General features: G+C 47.7%; 18 protein-coding genes and 1 tRNA gene. 3 read left to right on the forward strand and 16 right to left on the reverse strand.

All coding sequences use genetic code 11. The features are described 5' to 3' along the window. The 6 genes from KQY15_RS07140 to rluD all read right to left on the reverse strand — a co-directional run bounded on the left by KQY15_RS07140 (window position 1) and on the right by rluD (window position 8,052). The gene (locus KQY15_RS07140; RefSeq protein ID WP_217668489.1) at window positions 1-639 is read right to left on the reverse strand and encodes a transglycosylase SLT domain-containing protein; all 639 of its coding nucleotides are present in this window, start codon (window positions 637-639) and stop codon (window positions 1-3) included. Window positions 640-780: 141 nt separating this feature from the next. Continuing rightward, window positions 781-2,367, reverse strand: coding sequence for a glutamate--cysteine ligase (gene gshA, locus KQY15_RS07145; protein ID WP_217668490.1), 1,587 nt, complete (start codon window positions 2,365-2,367; stop codon window positions 781-783). Between the two features lie 245 nt (window positions 2,368-2,612). Next, window positions 2,613-3,449, reverse strand: coding sequence for a CDP-diacylglycerol--serine O-phosphatidyltransferase (gene pssA, locus KQY15_RS07150; protein ID WP_217668491.1), 837 nt, complete (start codon window positions 3,447-3,449; stop codon window positions 2,613-2,615). A 206-nt stretch (window positions 3,450-3,655) separates the two neighbouring features. Next, window positions 3,656-6,229 (reverse strand): ATP-dependent chaperone ClpB, encoded by a 2,574-nt coding sequence (gene clpB, locus KQY15_RS07155; protein WP_217668492.1) that lies wholly within the window; start codon window positions 6,227-6,229, stop codon window positions 3,656-3,658. A gap of 124 nt (window positions 6,230-6,353) precedes the next feature. Further along, window positions 6,354-7,076 (reverse strand): peptidoglycan editing factor PgeF, encoded by a 723-nt coding sequence (gene pgeF / locus KQY15_RS07160; protein WP_217668493.1) that lies wholly within the window; start codon window positions 7,074-7,076, stop codon window positions 6,354-6,356. 1 nt (window position 7,077) lies between these two features. Then, window positions 7,078-8,052, reverse strand: coding sequence for a 23S rRNA pseudouridine(1911/1915/1917) synthase RluD (gene rluD, locus KQY15_RS07165; protein ID WP_217668494.1), 975 nt, complete (start codon window positions 8,050-8,052; stop codon window positions 7,078-7,080). A 122-nt stretch (window positions 8,053-8,174) separates the two neighbouring features. On the opposite strand from rluD, the gene KQY15_RS07170 reads away from it, so the two are divergent. Beyond that, window positions 8,175-8,921 (forward strand): outer membrane protein assembly factor BamD, encoded by a 747-nt coding sequence (locus KQY15_RS07170; RefSeq protein WP_217668495.1) that lies wholly within the window; start codon window positions 8,175-8,177, stop codon window positions 8,919-8,921. A gap of 50 nt (window positions 8,922-8,971) precedes the next feature. Here KQY15_RS07170 and radA read toward each other — a convergent pair whose 3' ends face one another. Further along, window positions 8,972-10,330, reverse strand: coding sequence for a DNA repair protein RadA (gene radA / locus KQY15_RS07175; protein WP_217668496.1), 1,359 nt, complete (start codon window positions 10,328-10,330; stop codon window positions 8,972-8,974). A gap of 118 nt (window positions 10,331-10,448) precedes the next feature. On the opposite strand from radA, the gene KQY15_RS07180 reads away from it, so the two are divergent. Then, window positions 10,449-12,959 (forward strand): PilZ domain-containing protein, encoded by a 2,511-nt coding sequence (locus tag KQY15_RS07180; RefSeq protein ID WP_217668497.1) that lies wholly within the window; start codon window positions 10,449-10,451, stop codon window positions 12,957-12,959. Window positions 12,960-12,979: 20 nt separating this feature from the next. On the opposite strand, the gene KQY15_RS07185 is transcribed toward KQY15_RS07180, so the two are convergent. Both KQY15_RS07185 and serB read right to left on the reverse strand, forming a co-directional pair. Then, window positions 12,980-13,879 carry an alpha/beta fold hydrolase gene (locus KQY15_RS07185; RefSeq protein ID WP_217668498.1) on the reverse strand — a complete coding sequence of 300 codons (900 nt, stop codon included), beginning with the start codon at window positions 13,877-13,879 and terminating at the stop codon, window positions 12,980-12,982. Then, a complete protein-coding gene (gene serB, locus KQY15_RS07190; RefSeq protein WP_217668499.1) occupies window positions 13,876-14,934 on the reverse strand; it encodes a phosphoserine phosphatase SerB in 1,059 nt (352 codons plus the stop codon). Before serB ends, KQY15_RS07185 begins: the two co-directional genes overlap by 4 nt. A gap of 80 nt (window positions 14,935-15,014) precedes the next feature. Between serB and KQY15_RS07195 the strand changes: the two genes are divergently transcribed. Then, window positions 15,015-15,602, forward strand: a complete 588-nt coding sequence (locus KQY15_RS07195; protein ID WP_217668500.1) for an AhpA/YtjB family protein — start codon at window positions 15,015-15,017, stop codon at window positions 15,600-15,602. On the opposite strand, the gene KQY15_RS07200 is transcribed toward KQY15_RS07195, so the two are convergent. From KQY15_RS07200 to KQY15_RS07230, 7 genes are all read right to left on the reverse strand, one after another. Then, entirely contained in the window at window positions 15,588-16,391 is an 804-nt protein-coding gene (locus tag KQY15_RS07200; protein WP_217668501.1) for a TatD family hydrolase, read from the reverse strand. The two genes, KQY15_RS07195 and KQY15_RS07200, sit on opposite strands and share 15 nt — an antisense overlap. Continuing rightward, on the reverse strand, window positions 16,382-17,023 hold the full coding sequence (pdxH, locus tag KQY15_RS07205) for a pyridoxamine 5'-phosphate oxidase (protein ID WP_217668502.1): 642 nt from the start codon (window positions 17,021-17,023) through the stop codon (window positions 16,382-16,384). Before pdxH ends, KQY15_RS07200 begins: the two co-directional genes overlap by 10 nt. Beyond that, a complete protein-coding gene (argS, locus tag KQY15_RS07210; RefSeq protein WP_217668503.1) occupies window positions 17,023-18,762 on the reverse strand; it encodes an arginine--tRNA ligase in 1,740 nt (579 codons plus the stop codon). Before argS ends, pdxH begins: the two co-directional genes overlap by 1 nt. Window positions 18,763-18,774: 12 nt before the next feature. Continuing rightward, window positions 18,775-20,361: a peptide chain release factor 3 gene (gene prfC, locus KQY15_RS07215; RefSeq protein ID WP_217668504.1), complete on the reverse strand. Its 1,587-nt coding sequence runs from the start codon at window positions 20,359-20,361 to the stop codon at window positions 18,775-18,777. Window positions 20,362-20,463: 102 nt separating this feature from the next. Beyond that, on the reverse strand, window positions 20,464-20,916 hold the full coding sequence (gene rimI / locus KQY15_RS07220) for a ribosomal protein S18-alanine N-acetyltransferase (protein WP_254795491.1): 453 nt from the start codon (window positions 20,914-20,916) through the stop codon (window positions 20,464-20,466). After that, window positions 20,903-21,250 (reverse strand): hypothetical protein, encoded by a 348-nt coding sequence (locus tag KQY15_RS07225; RefSeq protein ID WP_217668505.1) that lies wholly within the window; start codon window positions 21,248-21,250, stop codon window positions 20,903-20,905. Before KQY15_RS07225 ends, rimI begins: the two co-directional genes overlap by 14 nt. Before the next feature lie 12 nt (window positions 21,251-21,262). Further along, a tRNA-Trp gene (locus KQY15_RS07230) sits at window positions 21,263-21,339 on the reverse strand. Between the last annotated feature and the right edge of the window lie 481 nt (window positions 21,340-21,820).

Here is a 21,820-nt window from a genome sequence, read left to right on the forward strand (position 1 = left end):
TTACTCAAAAAACAGCCGCCACAGCCAACCCCGCTGTAAATCTTTCTCACACTTTCTTAGCTGGGCACTGTATATCTTTGCCCGATCATCAACCCGGCGTGCTACGGTCAAAAGCCAGGCTTTATTTTTATAGCTGCCACGCCGGTAGCCTCCCCATCCTTCGTGATAATTAAGATACTGGTTATAGCCATCCCATTTCGACACTTTGTTCAGGCGATAGGTTTTATCCATGTACCACCCTATAAAATCGATAGCATCAGCAAAATCGTTGCGACTGGCCCAGAACCGATCAGCTTCTGTTACATACTCATCCCAGGTAACCGTTTTAGCCTGTGAATAGCCATAAGCTGAACTGGCACGGCCGTAGGGAATAAACCCAAGAAACCAGCGCATTGGGGGCCGGGCATTATGTTTGAAACTGCTTTCCTGGTACATAATGCTCATTGGAATCGCTATTGGCATGCCCCAATTATCGCTGGCGGCAGCGGCGGCTTTGTACCAGGAACGGTTTTCCCGGAATATTTCACAAATATCAGAGGTATTCTGAGGAGGAGGTGTGCTGCAGCCGGCAAGTGTTACCGCTAATGCCACTGCAACTGTTTTTTTCACAAATTTATCACTGAACTGAACTTTCTTCATCACGTTGATTCTAACAGCTTGAATGGATGCAAACCAAGTTTTTGTTTTTCCCTGGATTCTCCTTTTGACGGCTGCCTTATGGCAGCCGCTTTTTTTGCTGTTACCTTTGCTGTTGGCAGCTAACACCTTTAACACTTGCAGCTAACTGCATTCAGGTACTTCTGCAAAATACCCGGCAATATAGTCATCAAAACTCATGCTATCGGCCGCTTCAATTTGCTGTTGCTTAGCCACAGACTCCGTTACGGCTGCAGCAAAATCTTCTGCAGTGTAGTGCTGGTAATCTTCATTTAGTAGCTGCTCGCGATACTGCTCTGCTTTTGCCAACATAAAGAGGCCATTGTCCTGCTGGGTCGATAACAATTGATTTAACAGCTTACCTGAAAAGGTTTGAGCAGGATCCAGCAAACATAAATAATACTGCTTTAATGCCGCCTGATACCCGGTACTCTGATAGGCCTCGTCCAGCCAGTTTGCAATTGGCATCATATCGGCAAATATCTGTTCAGCCCAATCGAGCATTAACCGGTTAGAACCATCCTGAACTAATTCAAGATTAATCCGCCGGCCGTCGGTGACAACCTTTCGCAGATTCTGTTCAGTGACGGTTTGTTGCTCATCTGACAACGGCGGGCTGTCGTGCAATAAACAATAAAGCAAAAAAATGTCCAGCAAGCGCATTTGCTCTGCATTAATACCCACCGGGCTAAACGGGTTAACATCCAGCGCCCTTACTTCAATATACTCAACGCCACGTTTTGCCAGCGCACAAGTAGGCCGCTCACCAGACTCAGTCGTTCTTTTCGGCCGGATAGTCGAATAAAATTCATTTTCGATCTGTAGCACATTGCCATTTAGTTGCTGATACTCACCATCTTTTTTAACTCCTATATTCCGATACTCTGCTGATGGCTGACTTACTGCATTGTGCAACCCAGCAATGTACTCCGGTAAGCTATTATAAGTGATACTCAGGCTGGACTGTGCGCTGTTGGTGTATCCCAAATCGCTCATTCGCAATGATGTGGCATAGGGTAGATATAAGGTACCGCTGCCCAACTGTTGAAACTGATAACGTGAGCTGCGACCGGCCAGAAACGATTTACACATTGCCGGGGAAGCGCCAAACAAGTACACAATTAGCCAGGCATGGCGTTTATAATTACGAATAAGGGCCAGATATTGCTCTGAAATAAAATCCTGAAGCGGGCTACTGTCCGCAAGCTGCTTCTGATAAAGCCGCCAAAAACTTTGAGGTAACGAAAAATTATAATGCACGCCACTAATAGCCTGCATCATACTACCATAACGATTGTGCAAACCTTTACGGTACAGCGTTTTCATTCTGCCAACATTAGAACTGCCATATTGCGCTAATGGTATTGTGGTGCTCTCGTCAATAAAGCACGGCATACTCGCAGGCCAAAGGCCTTCGTTTGTCAGATGCTTTACCGTGTATCGATGAATATCGGACAGCTGCGCCAGCGTGGTGTCAATACTGTCGCTGGCAGGTGTTATAAACTCGAGCAGCGACTCTGAAAAGTCCGTAGTAATCCAGGGGTGAGTTAATGCCGCTCCCAAACTGGCTGGATGCGGTGATAGCGCCAGGCTACCATTGTTATTAATTCGCAGGGTTTCGCGCTCAATACCCCGTTTTATCCCAACTATAGCATCTTTATTTTCATTGGACGCCAGCGCATGCAGACGGTGTTGCAGGATATCAGCCAAGTGCGACCCTTACTTTTAAATTGTGCCATCCAACATGGGGTGGCGATCTTAAAATCTCAAGCTTGCCTGCTAATTTAACGTGCCAAAGTAAATTCAACAATCTCTTTGTCTCCACAGTGCGCTCAAAAGCTGGATGGGAGCAATGTTATTAATGGCTTAAATAAATGTGTTTGCTGAAATATAAATGCCGTTACTATTTAAAGTAACGGCATTTATAGTGAAAAATTATCAGTCAGAAAACAATGCTACGGCCGGGGTTCATTGTCCGGCTCGTCAACTTTGACTGCGTCATTCCGTTCTTGTAACTCATCAGCAAAATCTGCGTCATTGGTATCCCCCACCACATGTTCTAACTTTAGCTTACGCACACTACGAATAGTGGTAACGGGCCCGGAACAGGCATAAATAAAGAAAATACCGAACAACATTTCTGCCGGGCGGGCAGCGATAACCACAAAAACCAGCACCACACACAAGATTGCCAGAAACGATACCCTATCGCGCCAGTTAACATCTTTAAATGAATGGTAGCGGAAATTGCTTACCATCAGTAAGCCAGTAACAATGGTTAATAAGCCAACCAGATAACCAATGTTGTCACCGTCAACCTCATAAATAGAGCCGGTCCAAACCATACCCGCAATAATGGCCGCCGCAGCCGGGCTGGCCAACCCCTGAAAAAAACGACCGTCAGTAACACTTAAATTTGCATTAAAGCGCGCCAGGCGCAGCGCGGCACATGCCACAAAAATAAATGCAGCAAGCCAGCCAAATTTGCCTAAATCTGCCAGCCCCCAATTATAAGCTACCAATGATGGCGCAACCCCAAATGACAACATATCCGACATACTGTCGTACTGGGCGCCGAATTCACTTTGGGTATTGGTCAGCCGGGCAACCCGGCCATCGAGGCCGTCGAAAACCATTGCCACAAAAATAGCAACCGCTGCAGCTTCAAAATGGCCATTCATTGAAGAGACAATAGCGAAAAACCCGGCGAACAGCCCCCCTGTCGTCAGAAGATTTGGCAGCAGGTAAATGCCCTTGCGCGGGCTGGTATCAGTATTTTTTGAATCTGTCATAAAAGATCTGTTTTGATTAGCAATGATTAGATTATAAGGGACTTACCTTAACATGGATAGGCAAAGGACTAAACTTGCTGTACTTTCAACTCAGAAGCCATTGGTAGCCTTTGATGCCGGCTTTAGATATGACGGTCTGAAAAGTCCAGGCACCAGACAACACTTAGTTCGCCTGATGCCTGCAACTTACTGACGTAACCTATCGGCTAGCTGCTAATGACAAATTGCCCGCCATCATGATCAACTTTAATTGTCGCCCCCGGCAGTATAGTCCCCTGTAATAACGTCTGGGCCAACGGGTTTTCCAGATGTTGCTGAATCGCCCGTTTTAACGGTCTGGCGCCGAATAATGGATCAAAGCCCACCGCTGCCAGTTGTTCCAGAGCCGCTTCAGTAACCTCAAGTTCAAACTGGCGATCCTGCAACCGCTTTTCCAGCCTGCCCAGCTGAATTCGGGCAATTTTCTTAATCTGGCCAGTACCCAGCGGGTGAAACACAACCGCCTCATCTAACCGGTTTAGAAACTCTGGCCGGAACTGCTTACTCAGCACGCCCATCAGCATGTCTTTCATTTGCTGATAGCTGTACTCCTGATAGTGTTCCTGAATTAAATCAGAACCCAGATTGGACGTCATAATAATTACACTGTTTTTAAAGTCGACTGTGCGGCCCTGGCCATCGGTTAACCGGCCATCATCCAGCACCTGCAGCAAAATATTAAACACATCCGGATGCGCTTTCTCTACCTCATCCAGCAGGATCACCGAGTAAGGTTTGCGGCGCACCGCCTCTGTTAAATAACCGCCCTCTTCATAACCGACATAGCCCGGCGGCGCGCCCACCAGCCTGGATACCGCATGTTTTTCCATAAACTCAGACATATCAATCCGCACCATGGCGTCCGGGCTGTCGAATAAAAACTGTGCCAGTGACTTGGTTAGTTCGGTTTTACCTACCCCGGTCGGGCCCAGAAACAAAAAAGAACCAATAGGTTTGTTCGGATCGGCCAGGCCAGCCCGCGACCGGCGTATCGCATTAGCAACTGCCGCTACCGCCTCATGCTGCCCCACTACAGTAGCATGCAACGCATCTTCCATTCGTAACAGCTTGTCACGCTCACCTTCCAGCATTTTACTGACCGGAATGCCGGTGGCTTTTGACAACACATCAGCAATTTCCTGCTCAGTAACTTTATGCCGAAGTAGCGTCATCTCCTGCATTTCTGCCTGACTAGCCAGATCAAGCCGTTTTTCCAGCTCAGGAATACGGCCATACTGCAGCTCGGACATCCGTTGTAAGTCGCTAACCCTGCGGGCCACTTCCAGATCCAGCCGGGCCTGCTCCAACTCAGCTTTAATATTCTGAGTGCCTTGCAGTGCTGCCTTTTCTGACTCCCAGACTTCGTCCAGCTCGTTATAATTCTGGTCTAACTCCTGAATTTGCTCCTGAATAATCTCCCGGCGCTTTTTACTGCCGTCATCTGACTCTTTTGCCAGCGCATTATCTTCCAGTTTCAGCTGAATAATCCGTCGTTCCAGCCGATCAAGCTCTTCCGGTTTTGAATCCATCTGCATCCGGATACTGGACGCGGCTTCATCAATTAAATCTATCGCTTTATCCGGTAACTGCCGATCGCTGACATAGCGATGTGACAAGGTGGCGGCGGCCACAATGGCCGGGTCGGTAATCTCAACCGCGTGATGCAACTCATAACGCTCTTTTAAACCACGCAAAATAGCGATGGTGTCTTCTACGCTAGGCTCTTCCACCAGAACTTTCTGAAAGCGACGCTCCAGTGCAGCATCTTTTTCAATATATTTACGGTATTCATCTAATGTAGTTGCCCCCAGACAATGCAGCTCACCGCGGGCAAGAGCAGGCTTTAGCATGTTGCCGGCATCCATTGCGCCTTCCGCCTTGCCCGCTCCAACCATGGTATGAATTTCGTCAATAAATAAAATGACCTGGCCTTCTTCTTTGGCCAGTTCATTTAACACAGCTTTTAACCGCTCTTCAAATTCGCCCCGGTATTTGGCACCTGCCAGCAGCGACCCCATATCAAGTGACAACACCCGCTTGTTTTTCAGGCCTTCAGGTACTTCCTTGTTAATTATCCGCAGCGCCAGCCCTTCAACAATGGCGGTTTTACCAACACCGGGTTCACCAATCAGTACCGGGTTATTTTTGGTGCGCCGCTGCAATACCTGGATACAGCGGCGGATTTCTTCATCCCGGCCGATGACCGGGTCAAGTTTGCCGGCTTCAGCGCGGGCGGTCAGATCGATAGTATACTTGGTGAGTGCCTGGCGGCTGTCTTCAGCATTCGGGTCATCCACTTTCTGACCATCCCTGATGTCGTCAATAGCAGCGTTTACCTTCTCTTTTGTTACCCCCAGCAACCGCAGAATGTTGCCAAGTTCAGTTTTATCCTCTGTAGCCGCCAGCACAAACAGTTCACTGGAAATAAACTGATCTTTACGCTTCTGGGCAAACTTATCGCATTGCTGCAATAGCTGGGCAGTAGCCGTCGACAACTGCAGATTGGTACCTTCACCCTCCACCCGCGGTAAGCGTTCAATGGCTTTACTGACTTTTGCCCGTAGCTCATTAAAATTAATGGCAAGTTTATTCAGCAGATCCCGAACAGTGCCACCTTCCTGATTTAACAGGGAAAACATCAGATGAACAGGTTCAATAAACTGCTGATCACGGCCCAGTGCCAACGACTGCGCGTCGGCAATGGCTTCCTGAAATTTACTGGTAAATTTGTCTAAACGCATGCTTAGCTCCACATCATGTAACCTTGATGTGTAGTAAGATTGGGTGATACTGAGCAAATATCAAGCAACAAACGTCAAAAATTTGACTTGGATCAGAAAAAAGCCGTGTTTGATGCTAACGGGCTTATTCCAGCCAGATAGCGGCGGCCATCCTGCCCGTCAGGCCATCGCGCCGGTAAGAGAAAAAATCAGCTGGTTGCTGATAAGTGCAATACTGGCCACCATAAACCATGGTTAGCCCTGAATGGGCCAGGCGTTGTCGGGCCAGTAAGTATAAATCGGCCAGCCATTTATCCTGCTTGCCTGCAATAAAAGCACTGGCAGCCTGCGGATCCTGCTGAATAAACGCAGCACGTACTTCTGCACCAACTTCAAATACCGGCTGGCTGATTGCTGGCCCAAGCCAGGCCATGCACCCCGATGGCTTGCTGAATAAGCGCATTGTGTTTTCGATCACGCCATCGCACAGGCCACGCCAGCCAGCATGCACTGCAGCGATTTCAGTTCCGGCTTCATTGCAAATCAGCACAGGCAAACAGTCGGCTGTCATCACTGTGCAAACTAAGCCGGGTTGGTTACTGAAGCTGGCATCGGCATCACAGCCCGGATGCATTTCTGAAACCAGCGTGATGCAATCAGTACTATGGGTTTGATTTAGCCAGACAGGCGGGCCCGGCATTTTTGCCCAATTCTGAAAAAGCTGACGGTTGCGGCTGACAGCAAGAGCGTTGTCTCCGACATGAGCCCCCAGATTCAAACTTTGATACTGCCCGGTGGAGCAACCGCCGCTGCGGGTTGAGCAGACAGCTTTAACATTATGTGGTGCCGGCCAGTCGGGGGTTAGCATTTCAGGCTTCGTCCATACCATGCAATTGAGTGTCAGCCCGAAGTGCGGCATTAAGCTCCACCAGATCATCGGGCAATGGCGCATGCCATTCCAGAATTTCGCTGGTTATCGGGTGCGCCAGACGCAGCATAGCGGCATGCAAAGCCTGACGTTTAAAGTTGCGTAACATTACCAGCAAACTCTCCGCTGCTTTACGCGGCGGCCGTGGCCTACCGCCATAAACCGGGTCGCCAACCAGCGAATGGTTGATAAATGCCATATGCACCCTGATTTGATGAGTACGGCCCGTTTCCAGCCGTAATCTTAAACGGGTGTGCCCCCGGTATTTTTCCATTACCCGGTAATGCGTAACGGCCGGTTTACCACCGTCAATAACGGCCATCTGGGTGCGCTTGGTCTGATGACGGCCTATCGGCTGATTAACAAAACCACCTCCGGTCATTTTGCCGTAACAGATAGCTTCATATTCCCGGGTAATCTCCCGCGCCTGCATCGCTTCCACCAGATGAGTCTGCGCTGGAATAGTCTTGGCAACAACCATCAGACCAGTGGTGTCTTTATCCAGTCGATGGATGATGCCGGCACGGGGCACCTGAGCAATTGCAGGGCAATGATGCAACAGCGCATTAAGCAAGGTACCATCGGCATTGCCCGCACCAGGGTGTACAACCAGGCCAGCAGGTTTATTTATTACCAGAATATGTTCATCTTCATGCAGAATATCAAGTGCTATCGGCTCTGCATCAAAACGCTGTTCTTCTGTAATATCTGCAACAATATCAACCTGCTCACCACCCACCACTTTAAACTTTGGCAAATTCTGGATGTTGTTATCCAACTGCACAGCATCGGCCAGGATCCATTCTTTTATACGGGAACGCGAATAATCCGGGAACATTTCGGCTAAAGCCTGATCTAAGCGCTTACCATAAAAGTGGTCAGGGACGATTTGTGAAAGTTTTATCTGTTTTGTCATGACGGAAGCAGTTATCCTGTGTGCAACCCCAACTTATCTGGGGTAGAATCGCAATAGCGGTTATTTTAGCGATTTTACACCCGACTAGACAGCCATTTAGCCAAGTAGTTACGGATTTTTACATGAAAGCGAATTTTTTACTGATAGTTGTTGTATCTTTAGTGTTAAGCGCCTGTGCCGGCAAGCCTTCTCAGCCTGAACCAAGTACCCAAACCGCCCAGGCAATGTATCAGCAGGCAAAGGAAGTACTGGACAATGGCTTATACAACAGGGCTGTTGAGTTATTGCAGGCAGTTGAATCGCGTTATCCGTTTGGCCCGCTGGCACGGCAAGTGCAGCTTGATTTAATTTTTGCTTACTACAAAAGCGGCAATTTGCCGCAGGCACTGGCCAGTATCGACCGTTTCATCCGGCTGAACCCTAACCAGCCTGATTTAGACTACGTCTACTACATGCGTGGCTTGGCAAACCTGAAGGCCGATGAAAACAGTTTTCAGGAGTTTTTTGGGATTGATCGTGCCGACCGCGATCTTAGCAGTACCCGTCAGGCCTTCGACGATTTCAAAATTCTGGTTACCAGCTACCCTAACAGTAAATACAGTACTGAAGCCAAAAAACGAATGGTACAGATTAAAGACACTCTGGCCCGCCATGAATTGTTGATTGCAGATTATTATATGCGCCGTGGTGCTTATCTGGCAGCAGCTAACCGGGGTAAATACGTAGTAGAGTACTATCGTGACTCGCCTTATGTAGAGCAAGCCCTGGAAGTGATGGTTGAAAGTTATGAAAAGCTTGGTCTGGACAAGCTTAAAACGGACACCTACAAGGTGTTAAAACATAATTTCCCGGCAAACAATCGTTTCTGATAAAAAAACCCGGTTAACACCGGGTTTTTTTATGGCTTATTATTTAAAAACTAAATAGCTTCAAGTGCTTCCGCTAATTTCGATACTGCCACAACTTCCATACCGTTAATTTGCTCTTTTGGTTTATTCGCCATTGGCACAATAGCCCGTTTAAAGCCATGTTTGGCCGCTTCTTTTAAGCGCTCAATCCCGCTTGGTACCGGTCTGATCTCCCCGGCCAGCCCCACTTCGCCAAATACCACTAAATCGTTCGGCAGCGGTTTATCCCGAAAACTTGATACCAATGCCAGCAAAGTAGCTAAATCAGCGCTGGTTTCGTTAACTTTAACGCCGCCAACCACATTTACAAACACATCCTGGTCGGCCATCTGAATACCGGCATGGCGATGCATTACAGCAAGCAGCATCGAGATCCTGTTCTGCTCCATCCCCAGGGTAACCCGCCGCGGATTATTAAGGGGCGAGTGGTCAACCAGGCCCTGAATTTCAACTAACAAGGGCCTGGTGCCCTCCCACAGCACCATAACAATGCTGCCAGACTGATCCTCTTTGCCCCGGGTCAAAAATATTGCCGAGGGGTTTTTCACCTCTTTCATGCCCTGGCCAGTCATGGCAAATACGCCCAGCTCATTAACCGGACCAAAACGGTTTTTATTGCCGCGTAATGTGCGATAACGGCTATCTGTATCGCCCTCCAGCATTACAGAGCAGTCAATACAATGCTCCAGCACTTTCGGCCCGGCCAGCGAGCCGTCTTTAGTGACATGGCCTACCATAATTATTGCGATGTTATGTTGTTTAGCAAAACGGGTAAGATATGCAGCACTTTCTCTTACCTGCGACACACTGCCTGGTGCTGACTGGATATCAGCCAGATGCATAACCTGGATAGAGTCAATAACCATAATCCGGGGTTTTTCCTGCTGTGCCAGCAAACAAACAGTTTCAACATTGGTTTCTGCCAGCATGTTTAACTTGCCGCTGGGCAGCCCCAGCCGTTGGGCCCGCATAGCCACCTGTTGTAATGATTCCTCGCCGGTAACATACAGAGCACTTCCGTGCTCGGCTAAGCCACACATTAATTGCAGTAACAGGGTACTTTTACCAGCGCCTGGCGCGCCACCAATTAAAATGGCAGAGCCGGGCACAATGCCACCGCCAAGTACCCGGTCAAACTCAGTAAAACCAGAGCTGAAGCGGGGCACATCCTGCAAATCCACTTCATCCAGCCGCATTACCCTGGCCTGAGCAGCGCCGGCATAGCCCTGACGGGTACCTGCGGTTTTTGTCACCCCCAACCGGACTTCTGTAATGCTGTTCCAGGCACCACACTCGGTGCACTGCCCTTGCCAGCGCATAAAGTCAGCACCACACTCATTACAAACGTAAGCCGTTTTTGCTTTTGCCATCAACAGGTATCCTAATTTGAAAGAAAGGCACAGATATTGCTTTTCAATTTATAACCACGTAGCGTACTACGATTATAACCAGAAGACGCCTGAATTTTGGCATCCGAATCACGAAACTATGACCACTGAAGACCTGAAAGACTATGTTGGCATAATTGAGCGCATGAAAAGCCTGATGAACTCTACTGAATTCGATAAAGTTTTCAGTCTGATGACGTCAGATTTGCCAAAATCTAAACAATTTCTTCTGAAAATGGAATTAAAGCGTATGGCTCAGCCATGCGATTACTTCATTGACCTGCGCGGCCATGTTGATGGCGAGGTGCGCCCTTATGTATTTCGCGAAAAAACCCACTATATGGACGACAAAGCCATTCAGATTTTTGAAAATGGCCTGAAACAATATGGCGGTTATACCTTAGGTGTATTCGAAGAAGTCATGAATGCCGACAATAACTTTCGGGTAATGCATAAAAAGGAAACCGCACAACGGGTTAAATCGGTGCTACAGAGCAGTGATTCAGCCGACGATAGCCCTGCTCCAGCGCAAAACGAGCAAAGTACGGCAAAGCTGGTAACCTTTGGTCACTACGTCAACCGAACAGAAGAACGAATGAATTTTGGCATCGATGTCGACGTTCAGGTCAATGACAGCCGCTTTGTCGCCACCACCAGTGACTTATCTATTTCAGGTTGTAAGTTAAAGATCCCAAAAGGCAGAACCGCAGAACCCGGTGCTACCGTCACCATCAATTTTACCGGCCTGGAGCAAGAGTTTACGCTTGATATTCCCGCTGGTGTGCAATACACGCTGGTCGATGTCGAGCAGCTGGATAAAGTTAATTACTGGCGTCTGAAAAAGCTGCCGACTGAGCAGGATCAGGGGTTCAGTAATTTTCTCCAAAAGTTTATTCATGGCAATAAACGCCGCTATAAAGTTAATTTAGATAACACCACTGACGCCGTAACCACCAAAGGTTACGAGCAGTTTTACCTGCCAAGACTCAATAGTCTGCCTGTATATCTGGCGGTTAATGATGGCGCCGTCAGTCCACGTTTTGCGCTGACAACTGACTACAATAAATCTGTATGGCATTACTTTCTGGATGAGCAGCAACGCCCGGTACTGATAACCTTGCTGGCGGTTAAGCGATTAAAATCGCTGTTAGCTCAGGCTGGTCCGGAGCGTTCTACCATCCTTTACTGCTTTACCCACGCAGCCAAAGGCAAGCTTTATTATTACTCGGCGACAGCCGAAGAATTAGCAGCCGCGCCGCAGCTTCGGGATACGTTTTTCGGCTTTGGGGCGGCTAAACCAAGCTGGCGGGTCTTTCATCTGAATTTGATTAAAACCGCGGCCCAGCACGCCAATGAAACATTTTCCCTGCCGGGCGCACCTGTAAAAGCAGAGGCTGCGCCGGATAAAGCCGGTTTAACGCCGCTGGTACAAGGTGTAATAAAAAACCTGCGTTATATTGCCTGCCTTACTGACATTAGCGCGACTAACGCTGCAAACTACCAGCAGTATCGCTATAACCCGGCCCATTTAAGTCAGCTTAATCAGTTTGGTCATCGCAAACTACCACAGGTGCCGCCCTGCGAAGCTATTCCGGTGCAATACATTAATTTGCGGGCTGAATCGAGGTACTTGTACAAAACCACAGTGCAATTACGCCATAACGATCAACTGGTAGCGGGTTTCAGCCGCGACTTCTCTACCGGCGGCCTGCAAATAGAGACTAACGAACCGGTGCGTTACAGTAAGGGTGACATCATCCAACTGGATTTGGTCGATCTGCAGAAAATCACCACTAAACACCAGCTAAGCCAATTACCTTATGAAGTCATGGCAGTCAGTAAAAGTCATACCATTATGAATCTGCGCGCCCTGCCTACCGACGACGGCCATACTGCAAAGCAATTTTTTCAGCAACTGATTCAGAATAACCGGGCTAAGCTTACCCTGGCAGAAGAAACGCCGAAATACCCCGGGCTGTCCGAAGCATTACGCACTATGTACTTAAAGGCATTAAATAATTTTGCGTTCTATCTGCATAGAAAAGGCATCCGTTACGAGTTAAATGTTATCGCTCAGGGCGCAACACCAAACGCACTTCATACTTTGCTGATGCAGTACAGTAATCCCGGGCCGCTTGACCTTGAGCTGTTACTGAAAAACAGTACAGCCAACCTGCAATTTGCGCAGCAATTGAAAACCATGAAACGGTTTGACCCGCCAAAAAGCTACGAGCTTTATATTAAGGCCCCCCGCAATCCTGCGGCCCCGGGGGCAAAACTGGAAAGTTATTACGATTATGAATTTGATGATGCAGAAAAAAAGCAGGCGTTTATTACCAGCGCCCTGCATGAAGCAACCTTGTTTGCATTTCGTTTATTTCTGTCTCGTACCGGACGACCTGACACCGATTATATTGCCAGAGAAATAAGCTATATCAGTGTTTACGCAATTCACCGGGCGAAAACCCTGGAAGAAGAGCTATGGAGTGTCGCCGGTGTCGGTGATGCCGTTGATATAAGTAAAGAACTGGCCTGGCGCTACCGCTGCTTTGACCAGGTTGAAGACACCCCGCGACGCCTGCAGCAATTGTCGCAGAATAGCAAAAAATAGCGACATTCAGGCTACGCCGATTATTCTGCTAGCTCATTTAACCATTGTTTAAGTTGGGCAAAGTGATCCTGTTTAGCACAAGGATGGGTTAGCATCGAGATGTGATCATAATCCTGCATAAACCCCTGAGCCCGGCCCAGCAAGGTATATTTACCATCTTGCTGGGCTGTTTCTTTAATAAAATACTGCACATCAAGCGGGTGACCAAGTACCGTATCGTTAACCGCAGCAAAATGCCAGCTTGGCGGCCAGACAACTTGCTGACTGGCCGCAGCATAATCAAAACCATCGGTCAGATCTGCAAAAGGGGCGCCCTTTATCCAGTTGATGGTGTCCGCTAAAAACCTGGTAGGCTCATTGTCAGCGCCAAACCGCCATTGTTTTGCCGGGATATATCCATATTTTTTACCCAGCCACGGTGCTAAGCGGTTCCAGAGTAAGTCTATTTTAATTTTCCGCTCAAAACTGCGGACACTGATAACCCTTTTTGTACCAAAATATACTTTGGCCCTCACCTTATCGATTAAACCCGGAAAGCGTGATAGCGATGCGGCTAACAACACACCTCCCCAGGAGTGAGCGACAATCGTCAATGGTTGCTGGTGCTGCTGATAAACAAATTCAATTAAGGCTGGAATATCACGGGTAATAACGTCATGCTGGCTTTGGTTAAAGCCGGTGCTAAGCGACGGCTGTGATAAGCCCCTGCCAGCAAAGTCCGCGCAGTAGCCAATAAAGCCGTGGTCTGCCAGATAGCAGGCTAAGCCTTTACCCGACTGACTGTAAAATATTCGGCCGTTTTCAATAGCGCCATGCAGAAACAGCACCGGATTTAACACACCCTGTAGCGGTATTAATCGACGCAGATGAAGCTGATACTGCTGTAAATCAACGTATACTGAGCTTTGCTGATGCTTCATGCAGGGTCCAGCAAATAAAGTAACTGCAGCAATGACCCCTGGTTTATTCTGGCCGACACTGCAGCCTGTACTTTCGGTTTAGCATGAAACGCCACGCCAAGCGCCGCCGTCTTTAACATTGGTAAATCATTTGCTCCATCTCCAATAGCAACGGTCTGCTCTGCAGCAATAGCGTACTGTTCGGCCAGCTGAGCAACGGCTCTTGCTTTAGCATCAGCATCAACAATTGCACCAACAACCTTGCCGGTTAGTACGCCGTTTTCAATTTCCAGAACATTTGCGTAAGTGGCGGTAAGCCCCAGACGCTGTTGCAATGCTTCGGTAAAGTAAGTGAAACCTCCCGAGGCGATAGCAACATGCCAACGTTGTTGTTGCAAATGCTTTACCAGCTCAGTTAAACCCGGCATTAACGGTAACGACGCCAACACCTGTTGTAATACGGTTTGCGATGCGCCTTGTAAAGCTGCTACCCGTTCGGTCAGACTGGCAGCAAAATCCAGCTCACCATTCATTGCCCGCGCAGTAATATCCGCAACCTGCTTCCCTACCCCCGCAAGCGCAGCTATCTCATCAATACATTCAATACTAATCGCTGTCGAGTCCATGTCCATAACTAATAAGCCGGGCTCGGACAACCTGACAGGCCGCTGCAGATATACCAGTTCAATCTGCTGTTCCGAAGCAAAAACGTATAACTGCTGTTGCTGCTCAGCAGAAAGGCCGGAACTAAGCTCGATTAACAAAGCTACAGGTAATTGTGGATGGGGCTGCAACAGTGAAGCCCTTACCCCGGTGTCTGTGGGTAAAAACTGGCAAAGCATGTAAAGCAACGAACCATCAATCGGTTTGCCAAACAGCCGAATTGTGTTACTGCTAAGCTTCGACGTCGTGCCGCACTCTGGCGTCGTATCAGCAAATAATTGAGCTGGCGCTGTGTCTTGCAGCAGCAGTTGCCTGCCATCTGCCTGTAACCAGAGCGCTGACTGCTGAGTTAGTAAGGCTGAGATATCGGCAGCTGATAGCTGGCTTGGACTGACGGAAATTGAGAACGACAATGGGGTAACCTATACTTGAAGTTAATACCATGGCATGCTTAGCGCATCCGGGCCAGCAGCAGCTATTTGTTTAAAAAAATATGCAGAACAATATCGCAATACCAAGCACCACTTCAAGTTTTATTAAGCTGCTTCAGTTAGCTATTGCAGTAGCGGGTATTTGGTTTGTATTACATAGCTGGGTAATAACCAACCAACAGGGCCGGGCGATTTTACAAGGCCAGGCTGAACAACTGATGCGGGAAAACTTAATCACCTTATCGCAGGCCGCAGCATATCTGATTGAAAACGACCAACTTGATGGCCTTGAGCAACTGACCCGAAATATTGCTGCCAGCCCATTTTTGTATGATGTAGTATTTTACGACAGTAACGGTGTGCGTATCAGCTGGTCGGAAGCCAGTGCTGCCGCCAGAGTCATGTACGGTAAATTTGCCAGCCAGCATCTGGTACCTTTGGTTCAGGAAATCCGCAGTGAACAGCAGTTGCTTGGCTATATTAAAATAAGCCTGCAGCCAGATACCAAACTCAATCCCAGTTTCGCCCGCTGGCAGCAATTAATGCAGCATCTTTTATTGCTGTTGTTAGTAACAGGGCTTATTGGTTATCTGCTGCGGCGCAGTTTCTCACGCTTGTCACGACAAAGTGTCAGGTTATCCAAGCCGTAGCACCTGCACAGTGTTTTGCCATAGTGTCGATGCAATCGACGCCGCCTGCTCAGTGCGTAGCAAACAAAACTCTTCGAAAATGACGCTAAGTTTAGCCGGCGTATTAACTTCTCCCTGACAACCTGCAATTGGCATTGCCGGCGCATCAGTTTCCAGTACAAAGCTGGATAATGGCAGTTTTTGTACCGTATTTCTGGTTTTCTGCGCCCGCTGATAAGTGATGGTACCACCAATACCCAGCTTAAAACCCAGATCCAGAAATGCCTTTGCCTGCTGCTGACTGCCGGAGAACGCATGCAAGATACCACCTTCAGAAAACTGCTGACGTTTCAGCTCAGCCAGAATTTGCGCCTGGCTTTTACGATGATGCATAATCAATGGCTTTTTATACTGTTTAGCCACAGTGATTTGCGCCTCGAATAACTGTTGCTGGATATCAAATGTATCTTCCGGCAGTGCAAAATCAAGACCTATCTCACCTACCGCACAGACTTCGGCGCTGTGTAGTTGCAGCATTTTATTCAGTAGCTCTGTATCAGAAAGCTGATGCTTTATCGCCCACCATGGATGAATACCAAGCGCAATATGCCATGCAGGCTGGCTGGCGCGCGATTCAAGTAACGGCCGCCAGGCGGCTTTTTCAACCGCAGGAATTAATAAAGCAGCGATGCCAACCTGCTGCGCCTGTTGCCAGTGTAGTGCCTGCACAGTTGCAAGTTCAGGTAAATTCAGATGACAGTGGCTGTCAAACAACGGGTAAGTGCCAGCCACTTGACTGCTCAGGGACATAGCCTTTCAATATGCCATGATTGATAAGCATCATCTTTACTGTACATAAAACGATCATGCAGCCGGTGTTCGCCGCCCTGCCAGAACTCTATTTTATGTGGCCGCACTAAAAAACCACCCCAGAATGAGGGTAGTGGCACTTCACCATGCTGAAATTTATGTTTAATTTCAGCAAACTTCTGCAGTAATGCCTGACGGGTAGAAACCGGCCGACTCTGCTCTGACGCCCAGGCAGCCAACTGGCTTTCTTTTGGCCTGGACATAAAGTATTTCATTACCCTAGAGCTTGCGAGCCGCTCGGCAGTACCATAAACAATGACCTGCCGCTCCAGCGGATGCCAGGGAAAGTGCAGGCATACCTTCGGGTTAGCTTCTAACTCTGTCGCCTTACGACTGCCTAGGTTAGTATAAAAAGTAAAACCATCCTGACTCACGTCTTTTAACAGCACCAGCCGTTGCGACGGCTGGCCTTGATTGTCGACAGTCGCTACGCACATTGCCGTTGGATCCGGCAGTTCAGCAGCAATGGCATCTTTTAACCATAACTCGAACTGGGCTATCGGATCCGGCTTTAGCTTATCTTCATCCAGTTTATCTCTGGTATAGCTGCGGCGAATATCGTCAATTTTCATTACATACGCTCCATTACCTCAATACCGAGTAAGTTTAAACCTTGCTGCAGTACTTTAGATGCCAAAATACTCAGCATTAAACGGCTGTTGCGCAATTCTGGTTCTACGTCATCTTTTAAAATCGGACAGGCTTCGTAGAAGCTCATATACAAACTGGCCAGTTCATATAAATAGTTACACAGCAAATTGGGCTGGGCATCTTTTATAACCATTTGTATCGTTTCTTCCAGCCGGAGTAACTTAACTGCCAGTTGTTTTTCCTGGACTGAGCCCAGCATAATCTGCGCGCTGAAATCGTCTGCAACTTCTGCTTTTCGCAATATACTGCGAACCCGGGTATAGGCGTATTGCAAATATGGCGCTGTAGCGCCTTCAAAGCTAAGCATAGCATCCCAGCTGAAAATATAATCACTGGTACGATTTTTTGAAAGGTCAGCAAATTTAACTGCACCAATGCCTACTTTATTGGCAATGTCAGTCACTTCTGCGGCTGTCAGATCAGTGACTTTCTCCTGCAGAACGGCTTTAGCACGGACAACCGCTTCTTCCAATAAGTCAGCCAGTTTAACAGTGCCGCCTGTCCGGGTTTTAAAAGGTTTACCATCTTCACCCATCATGGTGCCAAAGGGGCAGTGATCATAAGCTGTACTATCACGTAAGTAGCCTGCTTTGCGTGCCACCAACTCCACCTGTTTAAAATGCAGAGCCTGGCGTGCATCGGTAAATATAATAATCCGATCAGCTGATAATTCATGACTGCGATACTGACACGCGGCCAAATCAGTAGTTGAGTATAAAAAGCCACCACCGGTTTTCTGGACAATAAAGGGGGATGGGTTACCTTCTTTGTCAGCAAGCTCGCTTAAAAAAACCACCAGCGCGCCCATACTCTCTACAGCCAGTTTCTGTTGCTTTAAGTCGTCCACAATGCCATGCAACATGCTGTTATAGGCACTTTCAGGCTTAATATCAGCATGCTTCAGGGTAACATTCAGCTTCTGATACACTTCGTCACTGTGCTTTATTGAGGTATCGATAAACAGTTGCCACAGCTTTTGACAGTGGCTATCACCACTTTGCAGTTTCACCACATACTCGCGCGATTTATCGGCAAAACCGGCTTCATCGTCAAAGCGTTTTTTCGCTTCGCGGTAAAAGTCTTCCAGATCAGCCAGAGCGACCTGCTCCAGATCAATCCCTGCGGCCAACTTATCTTCTAAGTGCGCAATCAGCATGCCAAACTGGGTACCCCAGTCACCCATATGGTTCTGACGGATAACTTTATCGCCCCAGAACTCCAGCGTGCGGACAACTGCATCGCCAATAATGGTTGAGCGTAAATGACCAACGTGCATCTCTTTGGCTAAGTTAGGCGCCGAATAATCAACCACTACCGTTTGCGGATGGTGGTTAATACTTACCCCAAGACGTGCGTCTTCAGCTGCCAGCATCAACTGCTGCGCCAGCCAGTCGGCTTTTAGCGATACATTGATAAAACCAGGGCCGGCGATCTCAACCTTTTCGGCAATGTCACTAACATCTAATAATGTTAGCAACTTACCGGCTAACTCTCGGGGGTTAGTTTTTAGTAACTTTGCCGCACTCATAGCGCCGTTAATCTGATACTCACCAAATTCAGGCCGGGTGCTCTGGGTAACGGCCGGATTAGTGCCTTCCGGTAAACCTAACGCAGTAAAGGCCGCTAAAGTTCTGTCGTTAAGAAGTTGCTTAATATTCATATCACCAGCCTGTTAATGTTCACGGGTTTTCTGGAAGGAGATTTTCGGGTAACGCTCTGTTGCCAGATTCAGGTTAACCATGGTAGGCGCAATATAAGTCAGGTTATCACCACCATCGAGAGCCAGGTTAGCACTGGCTTTATTCTGAAACTCCTGCAAGGCTTTACCATCATCGCTATATACCCAGCGAGCGGTTGCAACGTTAACACTCTCATAGATTGCATCGACGTTGTATTCCGACTTTAACCGACTGACAACAACATCAAACTGCAGCACACCCACCGCGCCAACAATTAAGTCATTGGTATCAAGAGGTCGGAATACCTGCACTGCGCCTTCTTCAGACAATTGCACCAGGCCTTTGAGTAACTGCTTTTGCTTTAACGGGTCGCGCAAGCGAATGCGGCGGAATAGCTCAGGCGCAAAGTTTGGAATACCGGTAAACTGCATATCTTCACCGGTAGTGAAAGTATCGCCAATCTTAATAGTGCCGTGGTTATGCAGACCGATAATATCACCAGGGTATGCTTCATCGAGATGCTCCCTGTCACCAGCCAGGAATGTCAGCGCTTGTGGGATCAACACATCTTTACCAATCCGCACATGCCGTACTTTCATACCTTTTTCATATTTACCTGACACAATTCGTAAAAAAGCAACACGGTCACGGTGTTTCGGATCCATATTGGCCTGAATTTTAAATACAAAACCACTAAAGCCGCGTTCAGCTGGCTCTACCTGACGGCTGTTAGTCTGACGACACTGCGGTTTTGGCGCCCACTCGGTCAGGCCATCCAGCATATGGTCAACACCAAAGTTACCCAGGGCCGTACCAAAAAACACCGGTGTTAATTCGCCTTTTAAAAATAGTGCCTGATCAAATTCATTGCTGGCGCCTTGTACCAGCTCCATCTCGTCGCGCAATTGTGCAGCGTAATAGCCTATCCGCTTATCAAGCTCAGGGTTATTCAGACCTTTGATAATATCTAAGTCCTGAATAGTGTGCCCCATACCTGATTTATACAAAATAACTTCGTCACGCAGGATATGATAAACACCTTTAAACTCTTTACCTGAACCAATTGGCCAGGTAATCGGAGCACAGGCAATTTTTAACACGCTTTCTACTTCATCAAGCAAATCTATCGGGTCGCGGATATCCCGATCCATTTTGTTCATAAAAGTAACAATAGGTGTATCGCGCAGCCGGGTCACTTCCATTAGTTTAATGGTGCGATCTTCAACACCTTTGGCACCGTCAATAACCATTAAACATGAATCAACTGCGGTTAAGGTACGGTAAGTATCTTCCGAAAAGTCTTCGTGTCCAGGGGTATCAAGCAGGTTTACCAGACAGTCATTATAGGGAAACTGCATTACCGAAGTGGTTACCGAAATACCACGCTCTTTCTCCATTTCCATCCAGTCAGAGGTTGCAAACTGGCCGGACTTTTTACCTTTAACGGTACCTGCTTTTTGGATCAAATGTCCGAACAGCAATACTTTTTCGGTAATAGTGGTTTTACCGGCATCGGGGTGAGAGATGATAGCGAAAGTACGTCTGCTGTCTATTTCATGCAGAAATTTATCTTTAGTCATGGTATCCAATATCAATTAATAACCAGCGCGCTGGCTGGCAAAGCAACGAAAAATAATTGTCGGGGATTATAGCAGCATCACTGCCGCTGGCACAGCGTGGGTTTAATTAGAAAACCGTAGTGGCAGACACATCATTAACGCATCTTCTTTGCCGCTGGTACTACTGTAATAGTTCGGCCGGACGCCCGCTTCAATAAAACCAAACTTACTGTATAAATGAATTGCGGAATGATTAGATGCTCTGACTTCTAACCAGGCTTCTGTTGCATCACGCAGCTCAGACTGGCTGATAAAATGAGCCAATAATTTACCACCCAGCCCCTTACCTTGTTGATCACGGCTAACACAAATATTAAAAAGCTGGCTTTCAACAGTAATAAACTGACCAAAGTAAAAACCAAGCAATTGCTCATTATCGAAAATACCAAAATTAAAATACTGACTACCGAAACAGGATTTAAATACCCCTTCCGTCCAGGGGTAAGGATTGGCCGCTGTTTCTATTGTCAGCAAATCCGGTATATCAACGATAGATAGTGGTTTAATCAGCATCATCGGCTAATTGTTGTTGCAACAAAGCCCAGAGTTGCTTCTTAGCTTTCGGGTTTTGTAGTGAGGTAAGCACCGGGGTAATAAGCAGGTTACCATTTTCGGCAACCGCGCAGTCGCTACCAGCAGGATCGAGTAACCAGTCACTGATCAGCGTTTCTGATAACAGCTTTCTGATATCTCTGCTTAATATTGTGTCTTCAGGCTGAAGTAATTTCGCATGCTCAGAAGTTAAGTCATTATGCTGTGCGATGGATTCTGGAGTAAAAACAGAACGACTCTGCAAAGGCTTAATATTAAGCTGACGTAGTAACTGAGCCTGGCTTGCTGATATTTTCATAATAAAAAGAAGTGGCAGGGGCAGAGGGATTCGAACCCCCAACCATCGGTTTTGGAGACCGCTGTTCTACCAATTGGAACTATGCCCCTAGCGTTGGAGGCGCCATTATACAAAAGCCTGTTTAAAGGTAAAGCTAAAAAACGCTTCAGGTAGTTCAAATGCATATAAAACGTACATAGCAGAAGAGGTTTAGTTAATTTAGCATAAATAACAGCTAAACAAATCTCCCTCAGTCCCTCTTTTGCAAAGGGGGAAGCCAAAGAGCACTCCGATATAGTATGGCGACAAAAACTTAGTAATAAGTTCGGAGCTTGAGAGTAGCATGGCGATCTAAAATTTGAATGTATTTGCGAAGCTCAAAGCCAGCATGGCGACAAATTCGTCAGGAACGAATTTAGACTGCCGCAGGCAGGTCGCGAAGCGATGCTGACCAGGGAGGGGTCAGCACAATGCCACACCCCAAAGGGGCTGTGGCTGGCGTGCGTGAGGAGTACACCCGCGCAGCGGATAAAGCAAAAAACCCACTCGACTGAGTGGGCTCTTTGGCTTTATTGGGAGCCTGGCGGTGTA

The sequence above is a fragment of the Arsukibacterium indicum genome (assembly GCF_019100565.1).
In the GTDB taxonomy this organism is placed as follows: Bacteria; Pseudomonadota; Gammaproteobacteria; order Enterobacterales; family Alteromonadaceae; genus Alishewanella; species Alishewanella indicum.